This is a genomic window from Streptomyces sp. NPDC034111, assembly GCF_055575375.1.
The window spans coordinates 140,769-161,355 of sequence record NZ_JBVIST010000005.1 but is presented as its reverse complement, the minus strand read 5'-3'; the positions used below and the strand labels follow the sequence as shown (position 1 = coordinate 161,355).

Genomic DNA, 20,587 nt, shown 5'->3' with positions numbered 1-20,587 from the left:
GCACTCCTAGCCTGCAAGCGCTGTCATCACGGCCGTCGACAGGTGAGGAGCGCTCATGGCCTTGAGCCGCAGAAGCCTGCTCGCCGGCGGACTGGCCGTGGGAGCCGGGCTCACCGGCGGTTGTGCGGGCAAGCCCCTGGGGAGTCTGCTGGACCGGGCCTCCCATGTACCGCGTACCCCCGCCACCCTCACCTGGTGGGTCTCCGAAATCCCCGCCCGGCACGGCCCGGTGGTGGCCGACCTGATCATCCGCGCCTTCGAACGCCGCCATCCGCACCTCCGGGTCCGGAAGGCCAACGCGCTGAGTACCACCGACGGCAATCGCGCCGCGGTCATCACCCAGCTCGCGGGCGGCTCGCCCACCCCCGACGTCTACCTCGGAGACACCACCTGGCCTGCCCAGTTCGGTGCCAACGCGCTGGCGCTGCCGTTGCAGACACTGCTGCCGAAGGACTTCTGGACCGGGTATCCGCCGGCCCTGCGACGGCTCAGCGAGTACCGCGGAGCCGTATACGCGCTGCCGTTCTTCACCGACAGCGCCTTCCTCTACTACCGCAAGGACCTGCTGGCCAAGCACGGCCTGCCGGTGCCGCGCACCTGGGAGGAGCTGCTGCGCACCGCGCGCACGGTCCAGCGCGCCGGTGACGTGCCGTACGGGTTCCTCTGGCAGGCCTCCGTGTCCGAGTCGCTGACCTGCAATGTTGCCGAGTTCCTGGCGGATGCGGAGACCCCCGTGCTGGACGGGACGGGCCGTGTGGCCCTCGACGGGCCGGGCGCGGAGCGGGCCTTTGCGCTGATGGGGGAGTTCACCGGGACCGGCGTCACACCCCGTACGGTCACCACCTACACGGAAGCCGACTCGCAGGACGCCTTCGTCGGGGGCCGCGGCCTCTTTCTGCGCAACTGGGCCTACGCCTGGGGCAACGCCGCCGACCGCTCGGTCTCCACGGTCGCCGGCCGGGTCGGCATCGCCCCACGGCCCGGCTTCGCGGACGGCGGTCCGCCCGGGGTGAGCTGCGCCGGCGGCTGGAGCAACTTCGTCAACCCCAACTCCCGCCACCTCGGAGCCGCGGTCGCCTTCGCCCGCTTCTGCGCCGGCGAGGAGGCACAGCTGATCCTGCTGAAGCACGCCGGGGTGATCCCCGCACTGGAAGGGGTGCTGGCCCGTCCGGAGGCGCGCGCGGCCGGCGATCCCACCCTCGCCGGGGTACGCGAACTGCGGCTCGTCGCCCGGCCGGTGCAGACCCCGTACTACCCCCAGGTCAGCAAGGCGCTCTACACCCATGCCAATGCCGTGACCGGCGGCCGGACCACGCCCGCCCAGGCCGTACGCGCGGCCCGGACCGACATCCGGACCGCGCTGGAAGGCAGGGCGCTGTGACGGCCATGACCAACCGTGGAGCAGTGACCCCGGCCCAGGACGGCGGGCGGACCGGGCCGCGGCGCCGACCGGCGCCGCCCCGGGGCGGTCCGGCCCTGGCGAGCCGGCGCCGCCGGGCCCGCACCGGCTGGTGCTTCGCCGCGCCGGCGCTGCTCACCATCGCCGCGGTGACGGTCTTCCCGGTGCTCTTCTCGCTGCTGCTGAGCTTCGCCGAGGTCCGCCTGGAGTACGGCGGCTTCCGCATCCTGTCGCTGACCGGCGACCACTACGCCGCGGTGCTCAGCAGCCCCGAATGGCGCCAGGCGCTCCTGTTCACCTTCGGGTTCACCGCCGTCACCGTGCTGCTGGAGCTGGTGCTGGGCACCGCCGCAGCCCTGGTACTGGAGCGGCTGGGCGCCGCCCGCGGCTGGATCCTGGCCGTGCTGCTGCTGCCCTGGGCGCTGATCAACGTGGTCGCCGCCCAGTTGTGGGGCTACCTCTTCAACGGCACCTACGGTGGGCTGACCTGGCTCTTCGAGCAGGTACTCGGCAGCAGGCCGGACATCCTGGGGCAGCCCGCCTCCGCGATGGGTGCCATGGTGGTGGTCGACGTCTGGAAGACCACGCCCTTCGTCGCCATCGTCGTCCTCGCCGGGCTGATGCTCATCCCCGGCGATGTCTACGAGGCGGCGGAGATCGACGGCGCCGGTGCCTGGACGACCTTCTGGAAGGTGACGCTGCCGCAGCTGCGCCCGATCATGGCGATCGCCGTCCTCTTCCGCATCCTCCAGGCCTTCGGCGTCTTCGACCTGCCGTTCGTGCTGACCCAGGGCGGCCCCGGCACCGCCACCCAGTCGCTGGCCATCCTCGGCTACAAAACGCTCTTCCAGAACCTCGCCATCGGCCGCGGCGCCGCGGTGGCGACCACCACCGCCGCCATCGTGATCAGCTGCTGCCTGCTCTTCCTGCGGGTCTTCCGGGCGCAGGCGGACGAAGGAGACCGGGCATGAACCGCCGGGCACGCACGACCGGACCCCGCCGGTACCTCAACGCGGTCAACCTCGGCGGTCTGGCGATCGTCGTGCTGACGGCCCTGCCGCTGTACTGGATGATCGCGGCGTCCTTCAAGGGCCCGGGCGAGATCAGCGCCGCCCCGCCGGCCCTGGTGCCGAAGGCGGCGACCCTCGGCAATTACACGGAGGCGTTCGTACGCAACGGGATCGGCCGCTGTCTGCTCAACAGCGTGCTGGTGGCCTCGGTCTCGACGGTCGCCGTACTGGGCCTGTCCTTCTTCGCGGGATACGCCCTGGCCCGTACCCCGCTGCGCGGCCGCGGCGCCGTGATGACCGCGCTGCTGATGCTCTCCGTCTTCCCGCCGATCGCGCTGGTCGTGCCGCTGTTCCTGCTGGAGCGGCAGCTGGGACTGCTCAACAGCTACGCGGGGCTGATCGTGCCGTATGTCGCGCTCAATCTGCCGTTCGCGATCTGGATCATGCGCAACTATCTCGTCGGCATCCCCCGTGAGCTGGAGGAGGCGGCCACGGTCGACGGCGCAGGACCGCTGCGCACCGTGCTGACCGTGATCGCACCGCTGGCCCGGCCGGGGCTGTTCACCGCGGGGATCTTCACCTTCACCGCGACCTGGGCGGAGTTCCTGCTCGCGCTGACCTTCAACAGCGAGGACGGCCACCGTACGGTCCCGGTCGGTATCGCGCTCTTCACCAGCCAGTACACCGTCCCCTACGGGACGCTCTTCGCGGGGGCGGTGGCTGCCACCGTGCCGATCGGCGTACTGGTCATGATCTTCCGCCGCTCGATCGTCTCGGGCATGACCTCCGGGGCGGTCAAGGGCTGAGGCCGCTCAGGCGGTCAGCGCGGTGAGCTCCCCGCGGGCGCCGGCCGCCACCGACTGGTCGTAGCGCCGCAGCAGGAGCCGGGCCAGTTCGGGGGCGGCGCCCAGGACGGGGGCGAGGAGGTCGGCGCGGGCCTCGCGGGCCCCGGCGGCGATCCGGTCCGGGAGGAACCCGGGGGCGATGACGTACGGGGCCACCGCCACCCGGTGCACGCCCTCGGCGCGCAGGGCCCGTACGGCGTCGGCCGTGCGGGGAAGAGATGCGGAGGCGAACGCAGGCCGCACGGCACACCAACCAGCGGTGCGCCGCCACTCCCGCGCGATTTCAGCGATCACTGCGCTCGCCTCCGGGTCGGAGGAGCCCGCCGAGGCCAGTACGACCCCGGTCGAGCGACGGTCACCGGGCCGCAGCCCGGCCTCCGTCAGCCGGCGCTCCAGCGCGCCGGTCAGGAGAGGGGAAGGCCCGAGCACCTCGGCCTGACGGATGGTCAGCCGGGGGAATCGCGCGGCGGCGTCGTGCAGCACCGCCGGGATATCGGACTTCGCGTGGAAGGCCCGGGTCAGGAGCAGGGGCAGCGCCACCACGTCCGGCAGGCCCGAAGGCGCTTCGCGCCGCCCCTCCGCCTCGGCCGCCAGCCGCTCCAGCACCCGGGGCACCCGCGGCGCATTGAAGTCGAGATGGCCGACCTCGACCCGCAGCCCCGGCCGCAGCGACCGGACCCGCGCGCAGAGCGCGGCGACCGTCGCCGCGTGCCGCGGGTCGCGGCTGCCGTGGGCGATGACGAGGAGTGTCGGGCGTGCGTGCATGTTCAGCTCTTGACGAGGAGGCCGCGGCTGCGCAGCACCCGCCGCTCGATCGGCGCGAAGATCAGCAGCTCGATGCCGATCCCCACGATGAGGATGAGCAGGATCGCGGCCAGCACCCAGGACATGTCCTGGAGCTCGCGGCCCTGTTCCAGCAGCTGGCCCAGACCGGTGCCCAGATCGGGCGCGTTGACGATGAGTTCGGCGGCCATCAGCGAACGCCAGGAGAACGCCCAGCCCTGCTTGAGACCGGCGAGGTAGCCCGGCAGCGCGGCCGGCAGCAGCACATGCCGTACCCCGGCCAGACCGGTCGCACCGATGGTGCGCCCTGCCCGGAGGTAGAGGGGGGAGATCTGGTCGACGCCCGCCACCAGGCCGTTGGCGATGGAGGGGACGGCGCCCAGCAGCACCACCGCGTAGATCGTGGCGTCGCTCAGCCCGAACCAGATGATCGCCGCCGGGACCCAGGCCACCGAGGGCAGCGACTGCAATCCACTCAGGATCGGCCCGATCGCCGCCCGTACGGCCTTGACCCTGGCGACGATCAGCCCGAGGACGGTACCGAGGGCGACCGAGGCGAGGAAGCCCAGCGCCCCACGGGAAACACTGGTCCACACAAAGCCCAGCAGGGTGCCCTCCAGCCACTTCTGCTGGAGTGAACGGGCCACGTCCAGGGGGCTGGGCAGCAGATAGTGCGCCTTCAGCTCGAAGTGGTAGGCGAGCTGCCACAGCGCGAGCACGATCGCGATGGCGATCAGCGGCGGGAGCGCCTTCGACACGGCGGTGCGCAGCCACGGCTGCCGCTGGACGACCCTGGACTCCAGGGCGTCGAGCCCGGCCTCCAGGCCGGCGAGGTCGGTGGCATCACCCGTCGTGGCGAGGGTGCGGTCGGAAGCGGCCGGGTCGGCGTCGGTCTGTGCCGCGGTGGACCCGGCCTCGGTCTCAGTGCTGGCCATGGCGGCGGATCTCCCCACGGAGCTGTTCGGTGATCTCGATGGACAGGTCGGCGACCGCGGCGTCCTCGATACGGCGCGGCTGCGGGATGTCCACCTGCCACTCGCGGGCGATCCGGCCCGGGCGGGAGGACAGCAGCACCACCCGCTGGGCGAGCCGTACCGCCTCACGGACGTTGTGGGTGACGAACAGGACCGAGAGGTTGCCCCCGGAGCTGCTGTTGTTCGCGTCGTGCCAGATGCGGGTCAGCTCGTCGTGCAGCACATCGCGGGTGATCGCGTCCAGCGCGGCGAACGGCTCGTCCATCAGCAGCAGTTGGCTGTCCTGGGCGAGCGCACGAGCCATTGCCACGCGCTGGCGCATCCCGCCCGACAGCTCGTGCACCCGCTTGCCGTAGGCGCCCTTGAGCCGGACGAGTTCGAGCAGCCGCTCGGCCTCGGGGCGGCGCTCGGCGCGCGGCACCCCGCGCAGCCGCAGCGCCAGTTCGATGTTGCGGCCCGCGGTCAGCCACGGGAAGAGGGCGTGCTCCTGGAACATCAGGGCCGGCCGGCCGCCGGGCGTCTCGATGGCGCCGGCGGACGGCGCGTCGAGGCCGGCCACGAGGTTGAGCAGGGTGGACTTGCCGCAGCCCGAGGCCCCCAGGAGGCAGACGAACTCGCCGGGTGCCACATCGATGGTGATGTCGTCCAGCACATGCTGCTGCGCGCCGGGACGGCCGAACGACTTCGAGACATGGTCGATGCGAGCCGCGTACGGCACGGTGGTGCCCGTGTCCGCCGTGGCGGGCTGCTGCTTGGTGAGCGTGGTGGTCGTCATCGGTGTCACCTCCTGGGGGAGTGCGGTGCGGTGGGGGCTAGTTGCTGCCGAGTCCGGCGTCGTCGACCGGCTGCTTGCCCTCGGACTTGAGCACCTTGTTCAGCAGGGTGAGGTCGTAGATGCCCTTCAGGTCCGGCGCCTTCAGCAGGCCCGCCTTGACGGCGTGATCGGCCTCCTGCCGGAGGGTGGCGGCCAGCGGGTCATCGGTGATGTCGACGTTCTTGAACGCCGGGTCGAGCACGTTCTCCGGCAGCGCCTTGCCCGCGATCTTGGAGTCGGCGAGCTGGGCGTTGAGCGCCTTCTTCGCCTCGGCCGGGTGCGAGCGGATCCAGGCGTTGGTCCGCACCGATGCCCGCAGCACGGCCTCGACGGCCTTCGGGTGGTCCTTGAGGAAGGCCTGGCGGACGATCACGTTCGTGATGACGAACTTGCCGTCCTTCCACAGCTTCTTCTCGTCCAGGAGCGTCTTGCCACCCGCGGCCACCAGCTTGGAGGCGGTGGGCTCGGGCACCCAGGCGCCGTCGATGGAGCCCTCCTGGAAGGCGGTCGGCGTCACCTTGTTGTCGGTGCGCTGGACGGTGACGTCACCCTTGCCGGTGGTGGCGTCGACCTTGTAGCCCTTCTCTGCCAGGTAGTTGAGCAGCGCCACGTCCTGGGTGTTGCCCAGCTGCGGGGTGGCGATCGTCTTGCCCTTGAGGTCGCCCAGGCTCTTGATCTTCTTGGGGTTGACGACGAGTGAGACGCCGCCGGAGGCCGAACCGCCGATGATCTTCAGGCTCTTGCCGTGCGACTTGGCGTAGCCGTTGATGGCGGGGGAGGGGCCGATCCAGCCGATGTCGATGGCGCCCGAGTTCAGCGCCTCGATCTCCGCGGGGCCCGCGTTGAAGACGGCGGGCTTGATCTCCGTGCCGCCCAGTTCCTTCTGGAACTGACCGTTCTGGAGGCCGATCAGGGGAGTGGCGTGGGTGGAGTTGCCGAAGAACCCGATCTTGACCTGATCGAGCCCATCGGTCTTGGCGCCCTTGGGAGCGACGCCGGCCGAGATGTCCTTCTTGGCCTGGGAGCCGTAGCCGCAGGCGCCCAGCGCACCGGTCAGCAACGGGACGGTGACAGCGGCCGCCAGCAGGCGGTGTCGAACGGCAGACACGGAGGATGTCCTCTCGGAGGGCCGGGGCAGTACGCGCCCCTCTAAGGCGCGCCCGGCGGAACGATGAATCTTCGGAAGGAGGGGGTGGGGGGTACGGAGTCAGGCGTCGTCAGCACACACATCGGCCGACTCCGCCCTGGCCGCTGCCGAGGGCGCCGCTGCCGATGCGGCCGCCCTCCTTCGCGAAGGTCGAGAACATGTCCTTGATCACGGTCAGAAGTCCCATCCGTCGTCGTCCGCCTCGGCGGCCGGAGCGGCGTCCGCGGCGGCCTCGGCGAAGGCGGTGCCCGCCATCCCCGCGGTCAGCGTCGTACCGTCCGCCGGGTCGATCAGCAGGAAGGAGCCGGTGCGGCGGGAGTCGGCGTAGGCGTCCAGCGCCAGCGGCTCTGCCGTGCGGATCACGACCCGTCCGATGTCGTTGGCGGCCAGCTCACCGGGCGACGGGTGCTGGGAGAGATCGTCCAGCGTCAGCCGGGACGGAATGTCCTTGACGATCGCCTTGACGGTGCGGGTGGTGTGCTTGAGCAGCACCCGCTGGCCGACGGTCAGCGGACGGTCGGCCACATGGCAGACGGTCGCCTCGATGTCCTGCGAGGTGCCCGGCGCGGCGGCGGTCGGGGCGATCAGGTCGCCGCGCGAGATGTCGAGGTCGTCGGTGAGCCGGACGGTGACCGACTGGGGTGCCCAGGCGACGTCAACGGCCTGGCCGAGTGCGTCGATCGCCTCGATGGTGCTCGTCCGGCCCGAGGGCAGGACGGTGACCGCGTCGCCGACGTGCAGCACGCCGGAGGCGATCTGGCCTGCGTAGCCGCGGTAGTCGGGGTGCTCCGCGGTCTGTGGGCGGATCACGTACTGGACCGGGAAGCGGGCCGGGTCGTCCGAGGGGTCGGCGACGACCGGCACCGTCTCCAGGTGCTCCAGCACGGTCGGGCCGCCGTACCAGTCCATGTTCGCCGACGGGGACACCACGTTGTCCCCGGCCAGTGCCGAGATCGGGATGGCGGTGATCTCCGGGACGCCCAGCGAGGCCGCGTACGAGGTGAACTCCTCGGCGATCGTGGCGAAGACGGACTCCTCGTAGTCCACCAGGTCCATCTTGTTGACGGCCAGCACGACGTGCGGGACGCGCAGCAGCGCGGCGACCGCGGCATGCCGGCGGGTCTGCTCGACCACGCCGTTGCGGGCGTCGACCAGCACCACGGCCAGCTCGGCGGTGGAGGCGCCGGTGACCATGTTGCGGGTGTACTGCACATGCCCGGGGGTGTCCGCCAGGATGAACCGGCGCCGCGGGGTGGCGAAGTAGCGGTAGGCGACGTCGATGGTGATGCCCTGCTCACGCTCGGCGCGCAGCCCGTCGGTCAGCAGCGCCAGGTCCGGCGTCTCCTGCCCGCGGCCCAGAGAGGCCCGCTCGACGGCCTCCAGCTGATCGGCGAGCACCGACTTCGAGTCGTGCAGCAGCCGGCCCACCAGCGTCGACTTGCCGTCGTCGACGGACCCGGCGGTGGCGAACCGCAGCAGCGAGGTGGCACCCGCGTCCACCACGCCCTCAACAGCGTTGATCGTGCTCATGGTTAGAAGTACCCCTCGCGCTTGCGGTCCTCCATGGCGGCCTCGGACAGCTTGTCGTCGGCCCTCGTCGCGCCCCGCTCGGTCAGCCGGGACGCGGCGATCTCCGCGATGACGGCCTCGATGGTGTCCGCGTCGGAGTCGACGGCGCCGGTGCAGGACATGTCGCCGACGGTGCGGTAGCGCACCTGCCGGGTCTCGATGGTCTCGCCGTCCTTCGGGCCGCCCCACTCACCGGGCGCCAGCCACATGCCGCTGCGGGCGAAGACCTCGCGCTCGTGGGCGTAGTAGATGGCGGGCAGTTCGATCTTCTCGCGGGCGATGTACTGCCACACGTCCAGCTCGGTCCAGTTGGACAGCGGGAAGACCCGGACATGCTCACCGGGCGAGTGCTTGCCGTTGTAGAGCTGCCACAGCTCGGGGCGCTGCCGGCGCGGGTCCCAGCCGCCGAACTCGTCGCGCAGCGAGAACACCCGCTCCTTGGCGCGCGCCTTCTCCTCGTCCCGGCGGCCGCCGCCGAAGACCGCATCGAAACGGTTCTTCTCGATGGCGTCCAGCAGCGGCACGGTCTGGAGCGGGTTACGGGTACCGTCCGGGCGCTCGCGCAGCTCACCGCGGTCGATGAAGTCCTGTACGGCGGCGACGTGCAGCCGCAGACCGTGCCGCTCCACGGTGCGGTCGCGGTAGTCCAGAACCTCGGGGAAGTTGTGCCCGGTGTCGACGTGCAGGAGGGAGAAGGGGATCGCGGCGGGCGCGAAGGCCTTCAGCGCGAGGTGCAGCATGACGATGGAGTCCTTGCCGCCGGAGAACAGGATCACCGGCCGCTCGAACTCACCCGCCACCTCGCGGAAGATGTGCACCGCCTCGGACTCCAGCGCGTCCAGGTGCGACAGCGCGTACGCGGAGTCGCCCTCGTGCCCCGGGCCGGTCTCGGTGAGGGAAGCAGCCGTGGTCACGCTGCGCCCCGTCGTCGTTGTCTGCGGCTGGGCGGCCGCGCGCGCGTCGCTCACGCCAGTCCCCTTTCGACGAGCAGCGCATGCAGTGCGGCTGCGGACTCCTGAACGGTCTGGGTGTGCGACTCGATGCGCAGATCGGGCGACCCGGGAGCCTCGTAAGGGTCGTCCACGCCGGTCAGACCGGAGATCTCACCGGCCGCCTGCTTGGCGTAGAGCCCCTTCACATCGCGCTCGGAGCACACCTCCACCGGGGTGGCCACATGCACCTCCACATACGCGGTGCCCTCGGTCTGGTGGCGCTTGCGCACCGCCTCCCGGCTGTCCGCGTACGGCGCGATCACCGGCACCAGCGCCTTGACGCCGTTGCTCGCCAGCAGCTCGGCCACGAAGCCGATCCGCTGCACGTTGGTGTGCCGGTCCTCACGGGTGAAACCGAGGCCCGCGGAGAGGAATTCGCGGATCTCGTCGCCGTCGAGCACCTCGACGCGGTGGCCCTCGCCGCGCAACTTTCCGGCCAGCTCGCGGGCGATGGTCGTCTTGCCCGCGCTCGGCAGACCGGTCAGCCAGATCGTGGCGCCCGTCATGGATATCTCCTGATGCTCTGTCATCCGTGCAGCCCGCACTCGGTCTTGTTGCTCCCGGCCCAGCGGCCGGACCTGGCGTCCTCGCCCTGAAGCACCCGGCGGGTGCAGGGCGCGCAGCCGACGGAGGCGTAGCCGTCCATCAGCAGCGGGTTGGTGAGCACACCGTGCTCGGTCACGTACGCGTCCACGTCGGCCTGGGTCCAGCGGGCGATCGGGGAGACCTTCACCTTCTGCCGCTTGGGGTCCCAGCCGACCACCGGGGTGTTGGCCCGGGTCGGCGATTCGTCCCGGCGCAGCCCGGTCGCCCATGCGTCGTACCCGGTCAGGCCCTCTTCGAGCGGCTTGACCTTGCGCAGCGCGCAGCACAGGTCGGGGTTGCGGTCATGCAGCTTCGGGCCGTACTCGGCGTCCTGCTCGGCCACGGTCTGCCGCGGCGTCAGGGTGATGACGTTGACGTCCATCACCTCGGCGACCGCGTCCCGGGTCCCGATGGTCTCCGGGAAGTGGTAGCCGGTGTCCAGGAAGACCACGTCCACGCCCGGGAAGACCCGCGAGGCCAGGTGCGCGACGACTGCGTCCTCCATCGAGGAGGTGACGCAGAAGCGCGGACCGAAGGTCTCGGTGGCCCAGGTGAGGATGTCCAGGGCGGATGCGTCCTCCAGGTCGCGGCCCGCCTGCTCGGCGAGCTGCTGAAGGTCGGTAGCGGTGGTCACGAAGTACCTCCGTCGGAAGCGGAAGGGGAGGGGCCGGTGGCTCCCGGGGCCAGCAGGCCCAGGAACTTCAGCCGGAACGCGCGGCTGCACGCCCGGCATTCCCACGCACCGTGCCCCTCGTCCTCGGAAGGCCGCAGGTCCTCGTCCCCGCAGTACGGGCAGTAGAACGGCGCCGCTCGCTCGCTCACTTCAGCGCACCCTCTTCCGCCCGGGCCGCCCAGGTGGCGAACCGCTCGCCCTCCTCGCGCTGCTCCTCGAAGTTGCGCAGCACCCGCTCGACGTAGTCGGGGAGTTCGTCGGCGGTGACCTTCAGACCGCGGACCTTGCGGCCGAACCCGGGCTCCAGGCCCAGCGCGCCGCCCAGGTGCACCTGGTAGCCCTCGACCTGGTTGCCGTTGTCGTCCAGCACCAGCTGTCCCTTGAGACCGATGTCCGCGACCTGGATGCGGGCGCAGGCGTTCGGGCAGCCGTTGAGGTTGATGGTGACCGGCTCCTGGAAGTCCGGCATCCGGCGCTCCAGTTCGTCGATGAGGGACGCGCCGCGGCCCTTGGTCTCGACGATGGCGAGCTTGCAGAACTCGATACCGGTGCAGGCCATCGTGCCGCGCCGGAACGGCGAGGGGTTGACCTGGAAGTCCAGTGCCTCCAGCCCGGCGACCAGCGCATCGACCTGGTCCTGCGTCACATCGAGGATGATCATCTTCTGCTCGACGGTGGTGCGCAGCCGGTCGGAGCCGTGCGCGGCGGCCAGTTCGGCGATCTTGGTGAGGGTGGTGCCGTCGACCCGGCCGACCCGCGGGGCGAAGCCCACGTAGAAGCGGCCGTCCTGCTGCTGGTGCACACCGATGTGGTCACGCCACTTGGAGACCGGCTGTTCGGGCGCCGGGCCGTCGAGGAGCTTGCGCTGAAGGTACTCGTCCTCCAGCACCTGGCGGAACTTCTCCGGACCCCAGTCGGCCATCAGGAACTTCAGCCGGGCGCGGGTGCGCAGCCGGCGGTAGCCGTAGTCGCGGAAGATCCCGACGACACCGGCCCATACGTCGGCGACCTCGTCCAGCGGGACCCAGGTGCCCAGGCGCTGGGCGAGCTTGGGGTTGGTGGACAGTCCGCCGCCGACCCAGAGGTCGAAGCCGGGGCCGTGCTCGGGGTGGACGACGCCGACGAAGGCCACGTCATTGATCTCGTGGACCACGTCCTGTACCGGCGAGCCGGATATCGCGGTCTTGAACTTGCGCGGCAGGTTGGAGAATTCCTTGCTGCCGATGTAGCGCTCGTGGATCTCGTCCACGGCCGGGGTGCCGTCGATGATCTCGTCCGCCGCGATACCGGCCACCGGGGAACCGATGATCACGCGCGGGCAGTCGCCGCACGCCTCGGTCGTGGAGAGCCCGACGGCCTCCAGCTTCTCCCAGATGGCGGGGACGTCCTCGATGCGGATCCAGTGCAGCTGGATGTTCTGCCGGTCGGTGATGTCCGCGGTGCCGCGGGCGTACTGCTCGGAGACCTCGCCGATGGCGCGCAGCTGGGCCACGGTCAGCCGTCCGCCGTCGATCCGGACCCGCAGCATGAAGTACTTGTCGTCCAGCTCCTCGGGCTCCAGGATCGCGGTCTTGCCGCCGTCGATCCCGGGCTTGCGCTGGGTGTACAGACCCCACCAACGCATCCGCCCGCGCAGGTCGTTGGGGTCGATCGAGTCGAATCCGGCCTTGGAGTAGATCGTCTCAATGCGTGTCCGCACATTGAGACCGTCGTCGTCCTTCTTGAACTGCTCATTGCCGTTGAGCGGCGTGAAGTGACCTACGGCCCACTGGCCCTCGCCGCGGTGGCGTCCGGCCTTGCGGCGGGTCGTGGCGGCTGCGGGGCTGTTCGGGTTGGCGGCCATGGAGGTACGTCCTTCTGGGCGGGCTCGAGGGATCGGGACCGGCGCCGGGCACCCGCGACGGCCTGCGCAGACATACCGAAGAGCGGCGCGTGGCGACGCGTCGGGAAGGTCTTCGGGCCGGGGGTTTCAGCGCGTCCGACGACGGTGGGGACGGCGGGGTGTGCGGTGGTGCTGGGTGCTGTCCGGGGGCAATGACCCCACAGGTGGGTACAGCCTCAGCCCGCCCGACAAATGGCGCTGGACATGCGGCCGAGGTCGACGTGCCGCCGACTCACCAAGGCAATTCCAGCTCGAGACATGACGGAAGCGTGGCACGCCGTTCTCCGGCCAGTCCACCGCTATCCAAGATATGGACAAAGCTGTCCCGCATCGCGAGACGCCGTGATGTCGGTCACTCTCCGCCGGGGACGGAGGTCATCCGGCCGCGACGGCCGTGACGGGTCCCGCGCCAGGCCACGGGCCCGGCGCCGGCACCTCGGGCTCCTCGGTCACCGTGGTGTCGTACACCCGGAACCCGCGCCGCCGGTAGTTGTCCATCGCATGCGTGCCGTCCAGGGTGCACGTGTGCAGCCAGACCCGCTTCGTCGGCGCCTGTCCCGGCCATCGCCCGGCCAGGTCCCAGGCCCGCTCGATCCCGTACGCCAGCAGGTACCCGCCTATCCGGCGCCCCCGGAAGGCCGGCACGAGGCCGAAGTAGACGATCTCCACGGATCCGTCCGGTGCCGCTTCGAGCTCGATGAATCCGGCGGGCGTACCGCGCTCGTACGCCACCCAGGTCTCCACCCCCGGCCGCCCCAGGTACTCCGTCCACTGCGCGTACGTCCAGGAAAGCCGGTCGGTCCAGGTGACGTCACCGCCGACCGCCGTATAGAGGAAGCGGCTGAATTCCGGCGAAGGCACCTCGGACCGGATGATGCGGACGCCCTGCTCGGCGGGCAGCTCCTGTACGGGGGACAGGTCGGCGCGCGAGGTCTGCTCGAGGTACCACGTGGTGACCGAGATGCTCATGCGGCCAGCACATCACATACCCAGGACGGTGCGGGAGCCAATTAGCCGGGCTGCATGGCCGGGAAGGGCCCCCGGCCGGGGCGGAACGCCGGGATCATCCACATGCTGAGACATTGGTTCACCGGGCGGAACGCGGAACGCCCCCTTCGCCGCCCGGGCCGGCTCACCCGGCCGCTGCCGCCGTCCGCTCACCGGAGGCGAGGGCCGGGAAAACGCGTTGCCGCCCGCCGTCCGGCTGCCTACGGTTCCGATCATGCTGCCTGCGGTGGAAACGGACGAAGGCGTCCTCGGCCCCGGAGACTGGGGCGCCTTCCTGGACCGCCGGCGGGCAGCAGCCGTGGAACAGCAGCGCGCCCACGGACTGCCCGCCGCCTGGCTGGAGCAGATCCCGGCGTTCCTGGACTCGGTCCCGCTGCCCCGCTCCCCGCACCGTTCCCTGCTGCACACCGAGGTCATGCAGCAGCACTTCCTGGTCGATCCCGACGGCTGGCGCCTGACGGGGCTCTTCGACTTCGAACCGGCCATGATCGGGGACCGCGCCTACGACTTCGTCGGTGTCGGTCTGTTCGTCACCCGCGGGGATCCGCAGCTGCTGGCCCGGCTCGTCACGTCGTACGGCAGTAGCTTCGAGCCCTCCCAACTGCTCGCGTACACGCTGCTGCACGTGTACAGCAACCTCCCCTGGTACCTGCGGGAGCTGCACGCACCCGCGGAGGGGACGCTGCGTTCGCTCGCCGGGGCGTGGTTCGGGACGGGGTGAGGCGGGCGGGGGCGAGGCGGTGTCACACCCGCCCGTCGCCCGTCGCCCGGGCGGTCATCCTGGCGAAGACCACCACATTGCCCGTATAGCCGGAGCCCGCGGCGTAGTTGCCCCCACAGGTCAGCACCCGCAGCTCGGGGCGTCCGGTGTCGGCGTAGACCCTGCGGGCGGGGAAGTTCCGCTTGTCGAAGACCTGGATGCCGTAGACCTCGAAGACCGCGGTCCGCCCGTCCTCACGGGTCACCCGGATCGTCCGGCCCTTCTCCAGGGCGCCCAGTCCGAAGAAGACCGCCGGTCCGCTGAGATTGTCGACATGCCCGACGAGGACGGCGGTGCCGCGCTCGCCCGGGGACGGTGCGCCCTCGTACCAGCCCGCCAGTTGAGGGTCCTCGGCCGGCGGGGCCTCGATCCAGCCGTCCGCGTCCAGGCCCACCGGCAGCACCGGGGCGGAGACCCTGAGCGAGGGGATCACCACCCGGGAGGGGGCGGAGCGGGGCAGCGGCGGCGGGGCCGGTCCTTCGGGCGGGGTGTCACCGGGAAATCCGGGGGAGAGCGAGGTGGCGGCCCCCGGCTGCGGCGGCCCCATGTCGTCGGACAGCCCGTTGCGCAGCATGCCGAACCCGACGAGGGCGATCAGCGCCAGCACGCCCCGTCTGGGCCGGGGCCCGGCAGCCGTCGGAGTCGCCCCGGATGCCGCCGGTGCCGCCGAAGACACCTCGGATGCCGCCGGCGCCTCCGGCCCGCCCGTCGGACTCATCGCTCACCTCCCGGCCCGCGCGCCCCGGGTCGCCTCATCCCCGGTCGCCAGGGATTACGGGACCACCCTTAGGCCCGTCCCGGGGGACGGCGACGGGGGCGGGCCGAACGGGTGGCGGCTGCGGCCGGCCGCATTGACCTGGGCCGGCAGCCGGGGCCGGCCGGTGCGTCCGGCCCGGACCAGGCCGCCTCCACATCACGGAACAGCCGGTCCATCTGCTGGACGGCAGTGCGGCGCCGAGGATGCCGTCGCCCCAGCGGGCGACCCGCTCCACCACGGCGGGTACGAACCCGCCGAACAGCACCTCGGGCCCGCCGGGCCGCGCCGGAGCGGGACCGATCGGGCCGGCCTCCGCGGAGAGCGGCTCACCGGACCAGATGCGCCGCAGGGTCGCCATCCAGCGCGGCGGCTCGTGCCCGTCACTCCCGCCGCGCCGCCGCCACCGCGGGTGCCAGCGAGTGCGGCAGCAGCCGGCCGGGCCGTCGCGGCAGCCGGAGTTCCACCTCCACCCCGTCGGCGAAGCGGTACGGCCGGTGCGCCAGCACGCCCCCGAGGTGGCGGCGCAGACGGGACAGTTCGGCGCGCACCGTGACCGTACGGCTGCCGTCACCGAACAGATCCTGGGCCAGTTCGGCGGCGCTGCGCCCCTCCGGATGCGCGGCGAGGACGAACAGCAGCTCGGCATGGCGCGGGGACAGCTCGTGCGACCAGCTGCCGGCCGGGCCGCTGACCGTGACCGTGGAGCCGTCCCGGCCGCTGACGTCCAGGACCACCCGGCTCGGCCCGGCCTCCCGCTCCGGCCGGCCGACCCGGATCAGCCAGCCGCCGGGCAGCGGCTCCAGGGTGCACGCCCCATAGCGCGGCAGCCACAGCGGCCCGGCCTCAGGCGTCTTGGGCAGCGCCACCCGGTCCGGCGGGGTCAGGCCCGTCACGCCCACCACCCAGCCTCTGGGGTCGACGGCCAGCGCCTGCCCGCCGAGCCGTGCCAGCACCGGCGCCGCGCTCGACCGCAGCCGCTCCAGGGACTGGTGGTGGCGGGTGCGCAGCTCGCCCTCCGCGAGCCGCGCGACCGCGGACACCAGCGAGAGCGTGGTGGGGTGGAAGGTGTGCGCGGGGCCACTGATGTCCACGGTGCCCAACAGCCGCCCGTCGCGCGGGTCGTGCAGCGGCGCCGCGGCACAGGTCCACTGATGGTGGCTGCGGAGGAAGTGCTCGGCGGAGTGCACCAGCACCGGACGGTGGGCCACCAGCGCGGTGCCGATCGCGTTGGTGCCGACGGCGTCCTCCGTCCAGTCCGCGCCCTTGTCGAAGCCGAGCCGGTCGGCCATCCGCCGTACCGGGGCGCTGCCCTCCCGCCACAGCACCCGGCCCTCGGCATCGGTGACGACCATGATCTGCTGGGCCGCGTCGGCGGTCGCCAGCAGCCCCTCGTGGAGCACCGGCAGCACCGCCGCCAGCTGTGACTTCTGCCGTCGGTGCTCCAACTCGGCCACCGACAGCGGGCGGTGGGGCGGTTCACCGTCCGGGTCCACACCGGATATCAGCACCCGGCGCCAGGACTCGCCGATCACCGCGCGGGGCGCGTCCAGCGGTGCGTCGGGCGGTGTCTCCCCCGCGAGCGCGGCCTCACGGACGGAGGCGAGCCGACGGGCCGTCGCGCGGATCTCCTGGGCCGACCAGATGGCGCTGTCGATCGGTCTGTCGCTCACGCTGTTCTCCGTTGTGCACTGTCCGCCGCCGTCAGGTGCCTGTCGTGCCGTCACCGGGCCGTCCTGGAAGGGCCATTGTCCCGACCGACCGCGGGGCACTGCAACGCTCTGCAACCGTTGTGGCCTATGACGCGGACGGGGAGGCTGATCCGAGCGGCCGATGGCTTCTCGCCACCACGAGGTTCGCCGGTCACCCGTCGGAGAACCCGCCGGTTGTCGCCGGGATTCCATCGGCCGCCACGCGCGACAACGGCACGGTGCGGGGGAGGGGGCTCACCATGGTGGCCGCTGCTCCGCGCGTCGTGGTGATCGGCGCGGGTGAGGGGGTGCGTGGCGCGCGGGCCGCCCGGCTGGCCGGCCACTACGGGGTCCCCCGGCTGCCCGCGGTGGATGTGCTGATCAAGCGTCAGCCGCCGCCCGCCGACGGCTATGTCATCGACAGCGCCCCCCAACTGCTCGACCGGGTGGCCGCGGCCGGCGGTCTGCTGGCCGCGCTGGCCTGCGCCGACCTCGTGGTGGTGCTGCGCGGGGCGGGCTGGACCGGCGCGGACGAGGCCTGCCGGGTGCTGCGCTACTACGAGGCGCGCGGGGCGCTGGCCGCCTTCCCGCCGGACGCACCGGACGGCGAGATCATCATGGCCATCGATGCGGCGCTGCGCGGGCGCACCGCGGCGGACGGGCCCGGGCCGAGGGACCTGCCGTAGGGCTTGTGGCGGGGATCGGCCGGCGGCCCGGTCCGGGATTCACCCCTGATGGCCCCTGAGACCGGGGAGCGGTGCCGAGTCGGCGCGGCACCGCTCCCTGACCGGCGCGGCGGCGGCATCCCCCGTCCCCGTCCCTTCGTGAGGCAACGGCCCGGAGGCGACGGGGAGCCGCCGCCGCGTCGTTGGCCGTACGGAGGGAGGCCGGCGGCCCCGCCACGGTGGACGGCGGCCGGCCACCGTGCCGCGGGCTCAGCGGTCGAGGACCGGCCGCGACCGGGTCACGATTGCCGCGAGATCCAGCGTGTGCGGCAGCGTCCCGAACGCGGCGCCCGCATCGCCGCCCAGCCGGGAGGCGCAGAACGCGTCCGCGACCTCGGGCGGTGCGTGGCGCACCAGCAGCGAGCCCTGCAACACCAGCGCCATCCGCTCCACCAGGCGCCGGGCCCGCGCCTCGGCGCCCTCCAGATCGGCGAGTTCGGTGAGCATCCCCTTGATCGCCCGGTCCAGCCGGTGATCCGCGCCCCGCGCCGTACCGATCTCGGTGAGAAAGGCGTTCAGCGCCGCGGGTTCGCGCCGCAGGGCCCGCAGCACATCCAGCGCCTGGACGTTGCCGGAGCCCTCCCAGATCGAGTTGAGCGGTGCCTCGCGCAGCAGCCGCGGCATGCCCGACTCCTCGACGTATCCGTTGCCGCCCAGGCACTCCAGCGCCTCGGTGACCACCGGCGTGCACCGCTTGGTCACCCAGTACTTCGCCGCCGGGACCGCCAGGCGCAGCAGGTGCCGGTCCAGCTCGGTGTCGGCGTCGTACGCCGCCGCCAGCCGCAGCGCGAGCGTGGTCGCCGCCTCCGACTCCAGCGCCAGATCGGCCAGCACATTGCGCATCAGCGGCTTGTCGGCCAGCCGGCCGCCGAACGCCTCCCGGTACGCGGTGTGGTGCAGCGCCTGCGCCACCGCCTGCCGCATCACCGCGGCCGACGCGCTGACGCAGTCCAGCCGGGTCGCCGCCACCATCTCGATGATCGTGGCGACCCCGCGCCCTTCCTCGCCGACCCTGCGCGCCCAGCTCTGCCCGTCGAACTCGACCTCCGCCGAGGCGTTGGAGCGGTTGCCGAGCTTGTCCTTGAGCCGCTGGATACGGAACGCGTTACGGCTGCCGTCCGGCAGCACCCGCGGCAGCAGAAAACAGGTGAGCCCGCCCGGTGCCTGGGCCAGCACCAGGAAGGCGTCCGACATCGGCGCCGAACAGAACCACTTGTGCCCGGTCAGCACGTACTCGCCGGCCGCAGCCAGCGGCTCGGCGCGGGTGGTGTTGGCCCGTACGTCGCTGCCGCCCTGCTTCTCCGTCATGGCCATGCCCGCCAGCGCACCGGCCTTCTCGGCGGCCGGCCGCAACTCCTGCTCGTACACCCACGAGGTCAGCAGCGGCTCCCACTCGGCGGCCAGCTCCGGCTCATGGCGGAGGGTGGGCACCGCGGCATGGGTCATCGACAGCGGGCAGCCGTGCCCCGCCTCGGCCTGGGTCCATACGAGGAAGCCCGCGGTGCGCCGGAGATGGCCGTCGGGCCGGGACCAGGCGGCGTTGAGTCCGGCGGAGACGGCGTGGCCGAGCAGCCGGTGCCAGGCCGGGTGGAACTCCACCTCGTCGATGCGACGGCCGTAGCGGTCGTGGGTGCGCAGCACCGGCGGATGTGCGTTGGCCTGCTCGGCCCATTTCTGGGCGTGCGCCGAGCCGGCCGCCTGCCCCAGCCGGCTCAGCTCCTCGCGTACCTCGTCGAGACGGGCGTCGGCGACATACCGGGTGACGCCCTCGGTGAGGGCCGGGTCGGTGGCGAAGACGTCATAGCCGACCAGCGGCGGGGGCTGGTTCGTGACCGTGTGAGTGGTGGCTGCCATGCCAGATACGGTAAGGAGGTGCAGCCGGCAAACGAACCAACCGAGCGGGCGGGCCGTCTGACCAGGGCCCGCGTGCTGTACCGCAATGTCTCCAAGCGCCGGCTGGTCTGGCTGCTGCTCAAGGACATCGTCCACTCCTGCATGACCTACCGGGTCACCGGTCTGGCCGCCGAGGCCGCCTTCTGGTGTCTGCTGTCGCTGCCGCCGCTGATCCTGGGACTGCTCGGTGTGCTCGGCTATACGCAGGAGTGGATCGGGCACGACACCCTCGACAGCGTCCGCCGGCACATCCTCGGCGCCGCCGGCACGGTGCTCTCCGACAAGGGCGTCAACGAGATCGCCCGGCCGCTGCTGAACGATGTCTTCACCGGCCGCCGCCCCGACATCATCTCCATCGGCTTCGCCATCGCGCTGTGGTCCGGCTCCCGGGCGCTCAATGTCTTTGTCGACACCATCACCATCATGTACGGGCTCGACGGCCGGCGCGGCATCGTCAAGACCCGGCTGCTGGCCTTCGTGCTCTACCTCGGAGGGCTGGTCGTCGGCGCCGTCGCGCTGCCGCTGATGGTGGTCGGCCCCGACACCGTCGTGGGCTGGCTGCCGGCCAGCGAGCACATCATCCGGGCGCTGTACTGGCCGGTCGTCCTGCTGGTGTCCGTCGCCTTCCTCACCACGCTCTACCACCTGTCCGTGCCGGTCCGCTCGCCGTGGCCGGAGGACATTCCCGGTGCGGTGGTCGCGCTCGGCATCTGGGTGCTCGGCAGCTTTCTGCTGCGGCTCTACCTCGTCTCGACGGTCGAGGGGCCCACGATCTACGGCTCGTTGGCCGCACCCGTCGCGGTACTGCTGTGGATCGGGGTTTCCGCCTTCGCGGTGCTGGTCGGTGCGGCGATGAATGCCTCGCTCGACCGGGTGTGGCCGTCGGTCGCCACGGCCGCGGCGCGCGAGGAGGTCGCCCGCCGGGCTGCGGCGAAGCGGGACGCCGCCGGCGACGCGCGCGACGACTGAGCGCACGCCCCATTGACAGCCCAGGACCTCGGGCGGATGATCCTGCCCACCACATTGCGAACGAAAGTTCACCTGGCGAACATCGTCTTCCGTGCACCCGCTCACGCCCGAGCG

20 protein-coding genes and 2 pseudogenes are annotated in these 20,587 nt (G+C 71.8%); 6 read left to right on the top strand and 16 right to left on the bottom strand.

The window, feature by feature from the left end:
• Nucleotides 1–55 precede the first annotated feature (55 nt).
• The 3 genes from ACZ55A_RS15210 to ACZ55A_RS15200 are packed head-to-tail and all read left to right on the top strand — an operon-like array spanning nucleotide 56 to nucleotide 3,215.
• A complete protein-coding gene (locus ACZ55A_RS15210; RefSeq protein ID WP_468839516.1) occupies nucleotides 56–1,381 on the top strand; it encodes an extracellular solute-binding protein in 1,326 nt (441 codons plus the stop codon).
• Between the two features lie 5 nt (nucleotides 1,382–1,386).
• The gene (locus tag ACZ55A_RS15205; RefSeq protein ID WP_468839513.1) at nucleotides 1,387–2,370 is read left to right on the top strand and encodes a carbohydrate ABC transporter permease; all 984 of its coding nucleotides are present in this window, start codon (nucleotides 1,387–1,389) and stop codon (nucleotides 2,368–2,370) included.
• Nucleotides 2,367–3,215, top strand: coding sequence for a carbohydrate ABC transporter permease (locus tag ACZ55A_RS15200; RefSeq protein WP_468839510.1), 849 nt, complete (start codon nucleotides 2,367–2,369; stop codon nucleotides 3,213–3,215). Before ACZ55A_RS15205 ends, ACZ55A_RS15200 begins: the two co-directional genes overlap by 4 nt.
• A 6-nt stretch (nucleotides 3,216–3,221) precedes the next feature.
• On the opposite strand, the gene ACZ55A_RS15195 is transcribed toward ACZ55A_RS15200, so the two are convergent.
• The 12 genes from ACZ55A_RS15195 to ACZ55A_RS15140 all read right to left on the bottom strand — a co-directional run bounded on the left by ACZ55A_RS15195 (nucleotide 3,222) and on the right by ACZ55A_RS15140 (nucleotide 13,642).
• A complete protein-coding gene (locus ACZ55A_RS15195; protein WP_468839508.1) occupies nucleotides 3,222–4,019 on the bottom strand; it encodes a sirohydrochlorin chelatase in 798 nt (265 codons plus the stop codon).
• Between the two features lie 2 nt (nucleotides 4,020–4,021).
• A complete protein-coding gene (locus ACZ55A_RS15190) occupies nucleotides 4,022–4,972 on the bottom strand; it encodes an ABC transporter permease (RefSeq protein WP_468839506.1) in 951 nt (316 codons plus the stop codon).
• Nucleotides 4,959–5,786 carry an ABC transporter ATP-binding protein gene (locus ACZ55A_RS15185; protein ID WP_468839503.1) on the bottom strand — a complete coding sequence of 276 codons (828 nt, stop codon included), beginning with the start codon at nucleotides 5,784–5,786 and terminating at the stop codon, nucleotides 4,959–4,961. The genes ACZ55A_RS15190 and ACZ55A_RS15185 overlap by 14 nt, the downstream gene beginning before the upstream one ends.
• Before the next feature lie 37 nt (nucleotides 5,787–5,823).
• Nucleotides 5,824–6,933: an aliphatic sulfonate ABC transporter substrate-binding protein gene (locus tag ACZ55A_RS15180; protein WP_468839500.1), complete on the bottom strand. Its 1,110-nt coding sequence runs from the start codon at nucleotides 6,931–6,933 to the stop codon at nucleotides 5,824–5,826.
• A gap of 213 nt (nucleotides 6,934–7,146) precedes the next feature.
• Nucleotides 7,147–8,502, bottom strand: a complete 1,356-nt coding sequence (locus ACZ55A_RS15175; protein WP_468839497.1) for a sulfate adenylyltransferase subunit 1 — start codon at nucleotides 8,500–8,502, stop codon at nucleotides 7,147–7,149.
• 2 nt (nucleotides 8,503–8,504) lie between these two features.
• On the bottom strand, nucleotides 8,505–9,455 hold the full coding sequence (gene cysD / locus ACZ55A_RS15170) for a sulfate adenylyltransferase subunit CysD (RefSeq protein WP_468840110.1): 951 nt from the start codon (nucleotides 9,453–9,455) through the stop codon (nucleotides 8,505–8,507).
• A 50-nt stretch (nucleotides 9,456–9,505) separates the two neighbouring features.
• Nucleotides 9,506–10,039: an adenylyl-sulfate kinase gene (gene cysC / locus ACZ55A_RS15165; protein ID WP_468839494.1), complete on the bottom strand. Its 534-nt coding sequence runs from the start codon at nucleotides 10,037–10,039 to the stop codon at nucleotides 9,506–9,508.
• A gap of 20 nt (nucleotides 10,040–10,059) precedes the next feature.
• Nucleotides 10,060–10,752, bottom strand: coding sequence for a phosphoadenylyl-sulfate reductase (locus ACZ55A_RS15160; RefSeq protein ID WP_468839492.1), 693 nt, complete (start codon nucleotides 10,750–10,752; stop codon nucleotides 10,060–10,062).
• Nucleotides 10,749–10,940 (bottom strand): hypothetical protein, encoded by a 192-nt coding sequence (locus ACZ55A_RS15155; RefSeq protein WP_468839490.1) that lies wholly within the window; start codon nucleotides 10,938–10,940, stop codon nucleotides 10,749–10,751. The genes ACZ55A_RS15160 and ACZ55A_RS15155 overlap by 4 nt, the downstream gene beginning before the upstream one ends.
• On the bottom strand, nucleotides 10,937–12,634 hold the full coding sequence (locus ACZ55A_RS15150; protein ID WP_468839487.1) for a nitrite/sulfite reductase: 1,698 nt from the start codon (nucleotides 12,632–12,634) through the stop codon (nucleotides 10,937–10,939). The genes ACZ55A_RS15155 and ACZ55A_RS15150 overlap by 4 nt, the downstream gene beginning before the upstream one ends.
• A 215-nt stretch (nucleotides 12,635–12,849) precedes the next feature.
• Nucleotides 12,850–12,933, bottom strand: coding sequence for a putative leader peptide (locus ACZ55A_RS15145; protein WP_350257049.1), 84 nt, complete (start codon nucleotides 12,931–12,933; stop codon nucleotides 12,850–12,852).
• A gap of 115 nt (nucleotides 12,934–13,048) precedes the next feature.
• Nucleotides 13,049–13,642, bottom strand: coding sequence for a GNAT family N-acetyltransferase (locus ACZ55A_RS15140; RefSeq protein WP_468839484.1), 594 nt, complete (start codon nucleotides 13,640–13,642; stop codon nucleotides 13,049–13,051).
• Between the two features lie 283 nt (nucleotides 13,643–13,925).
• Between ACZ55A_RS15140 and ACZ55A_RS15135 the strand changes: the two are divergent.
• Nucleotides 13,926–14,402: pseudogene (locus ACZ55A_RS15135) on the top strand (aminoglycoside phosphotransferase family protein); the annotation flags it as partial.
• A 22-nt stretch (nucleotides 14,403–14,424) separates the two neighbouring features.
• Here the strand turns inward: ACZ55A_RS15135 and ACZ55A_RS15130 are convergent.
• From ACZ55A_RS15130 to ACZ55A_RS15120, 3 genes and pseudogenes are all read right to left on the bottom strand, one after another.
• Entirely contained in the window at nucleotides 14,425–15,159 is a 735-nt protein-coding gene (locus tag ACZ55A_RS15130) for a class F sortase (protein ID WP_468839481.1), read from the bottom strand.
• Between the two features lie 126 nt (nucleotides 15,160–15,285).
• A pseudogene (locus ACZ55A_RS15125) lies at nucleotides 15,286–15,556 on the bottom strand (LLM class flavin-dependent oxidoreductase); the annotation flags it as partial.
• A gap of 22 nt (nucleotides 15,557–15,578) precedes the next feature.
• A complete protein-coding gene (locus ACZ55A_RS15120) occupies nucleotides 15,579–16,868 on the bottom strand; it encodes a helix-turn-helix domain-containing protein (RefSeq protein WP_468839478.1) in 1,290 nt (429 codons plus the stop codon).
• Nucleotides 16,869–17,146: 278 nt separating this feature from the next.
• Between ACZ55A_RS15120 and ACZ55A_RS15115 the strand changes: the two genes are divergently transcribed.
• Nucleotides 17,147–17,572, top strand: a complete 426-nt coding sequence (locus ACZ55A_RS15115; protein ID WP_468839475.1) for a hypothetical protein — start codon at nucleotides 17,147–17,149, stop codon at nucleotides 17,570–17,572.
• A 249-nt stretch (nucleotides 17,573–17,821) separates the two neighbouring features.
• On the opposite strand, the gene ACZ55A_RS15110 is transcribed toward ACZ55A_RS15115, so the two are convergent.
• Nucleotides 17,822–19,465, bottom strand: a complete 1,644-nt coding sequence (locus ACZ55A_RS15110) for an acyl-CoA dehydrogenase family protein (protein ID WP_468839472.1) — start codon at nucleotides 19,463–19,465, stop codon at nucleotides 17,822–17,824.
• An 18-nt stretch (nucleotides 19,466–19,483) separates the two neighbouring features.
• On the opposite strand from ACZ55A_RS15110, the gene ACZ55A_RS15105 reads away from it, so the two are divergent.
• Nucleotides 19,484–20,473 (top strand): YihY/virulence factor BrkB family protein, encoded by a 990-nt coding sequence (locus ACZ55A_RS15105; protein ID WP_468839469.1) that lies wholly within the window; start codon nucleotides 19,484–19,486, stop codon nucleotides 20,471–20,473.
• Nucleotides 20,474–20,587: the final 114 nt, after the last annotated feature.

Bases quoted from the DNA above. Each gene is read 5' to 3' on its own strand.
- ACZ55A_RS15210 (WP_468839516.1), top strand. From the start codon at position 56: ATGGCCTTGAGCCGCAGAAGCCTGCTCGCCGGCGGACTGGCCGTGGGA.
- ACZ55A_RS15205 (WP_468839513.1), top strand. From the start codon at position 1,387: ATGACCAACCGTGGAGCAGTGACCCCGGCCCAGGACGGCGGGCGGACC.
- ACZ55A_RS15200 (WP_468839510.1), top strand. From the start codon at position 2,367: ATGAACCGCCGGGCACGCACGACCGGACCCCGCCGGTACCTCAACGCG.
- ACZ55A_RS15195 (WP_468839508.1), bottom strand. From the start codon at position 4,019: ATGCACGCACGCCCGACACTCCTCGTCATCGCCCACGGCAGCCGCGAC.
- ACZ55A_RS15190 (WP_468839506.1), bottom strand. From the start codon at position 4,972: ATGGCCAGCACTGAGACCGAGGCCGGGTCCACCGCGGCACAGACCGAC.
- ACZ55A_RS15185 (WP_468839503.1), bottom strand. From the start codon at position 5,786: ATGACGACCACCACGCTCACCAAGCAGCAGCCCGCCACGGCGGACACG.
- ACZ55A_RS15175 (WP_468839497.1), bottom strand. From the start codon at position 8,502: ATGAGCACGATCAACGCTGTTGAGGGCGTGGTGGACGCGGGTGCCACC.
- cysC (WP_468839494.1), bottom strand. From the start codon at position 10,039: ATGACGGGCGCCACGATCTGGCTGACCGGTCTGCCGAGCGCGGGCAAG.
- ACZ55A_RS15150 (WP_468839487.1), bottom strand. From the start codon at position 12,634: ATGGCCGCCAACCCGAACAGCCCCGCAGCCGCCACGACCCGCCGCAAG.
- ACZ55A_RS15145 (WP_350257049.1), bottom strand. From the start codon at position 12,933: ATGTCTCGAGCTGGAATTGCCTTGGTGAGTCGGCGGCACGTCGACCTC.
- ACZ55A_RS15140 (WP_468839484.1), bottom strand. From the start codon at position 13,642: ATGAGCATCTCGGTCACCACGTGGTACCTCGAGCAGACCTCGCGCGCC.
- ACZ55A_RS15130 (WP_468839481.1), bottom strand. From the start codon at position 15,159: ATGAGTCCGACGGGCGGGCCGGAGGCGCCGGCGGCATCCGAGGTGTCT.
- ACZ55A_RS15115 (WP_468839475.1), top strand. From the start codon at position 17,147: ATGGTGGCCGCTGCTCCGCGCGTCGTGGTGATCGGCGCGGGTGAGGGG.
- ACZ55A_RS15110 (WP_468839472.1), bottom strand. From the start codon at position 19,465: ATGGCAGCCACCACTCACACGGTCACGAACCAGCCCCCGCCGCTGGTC.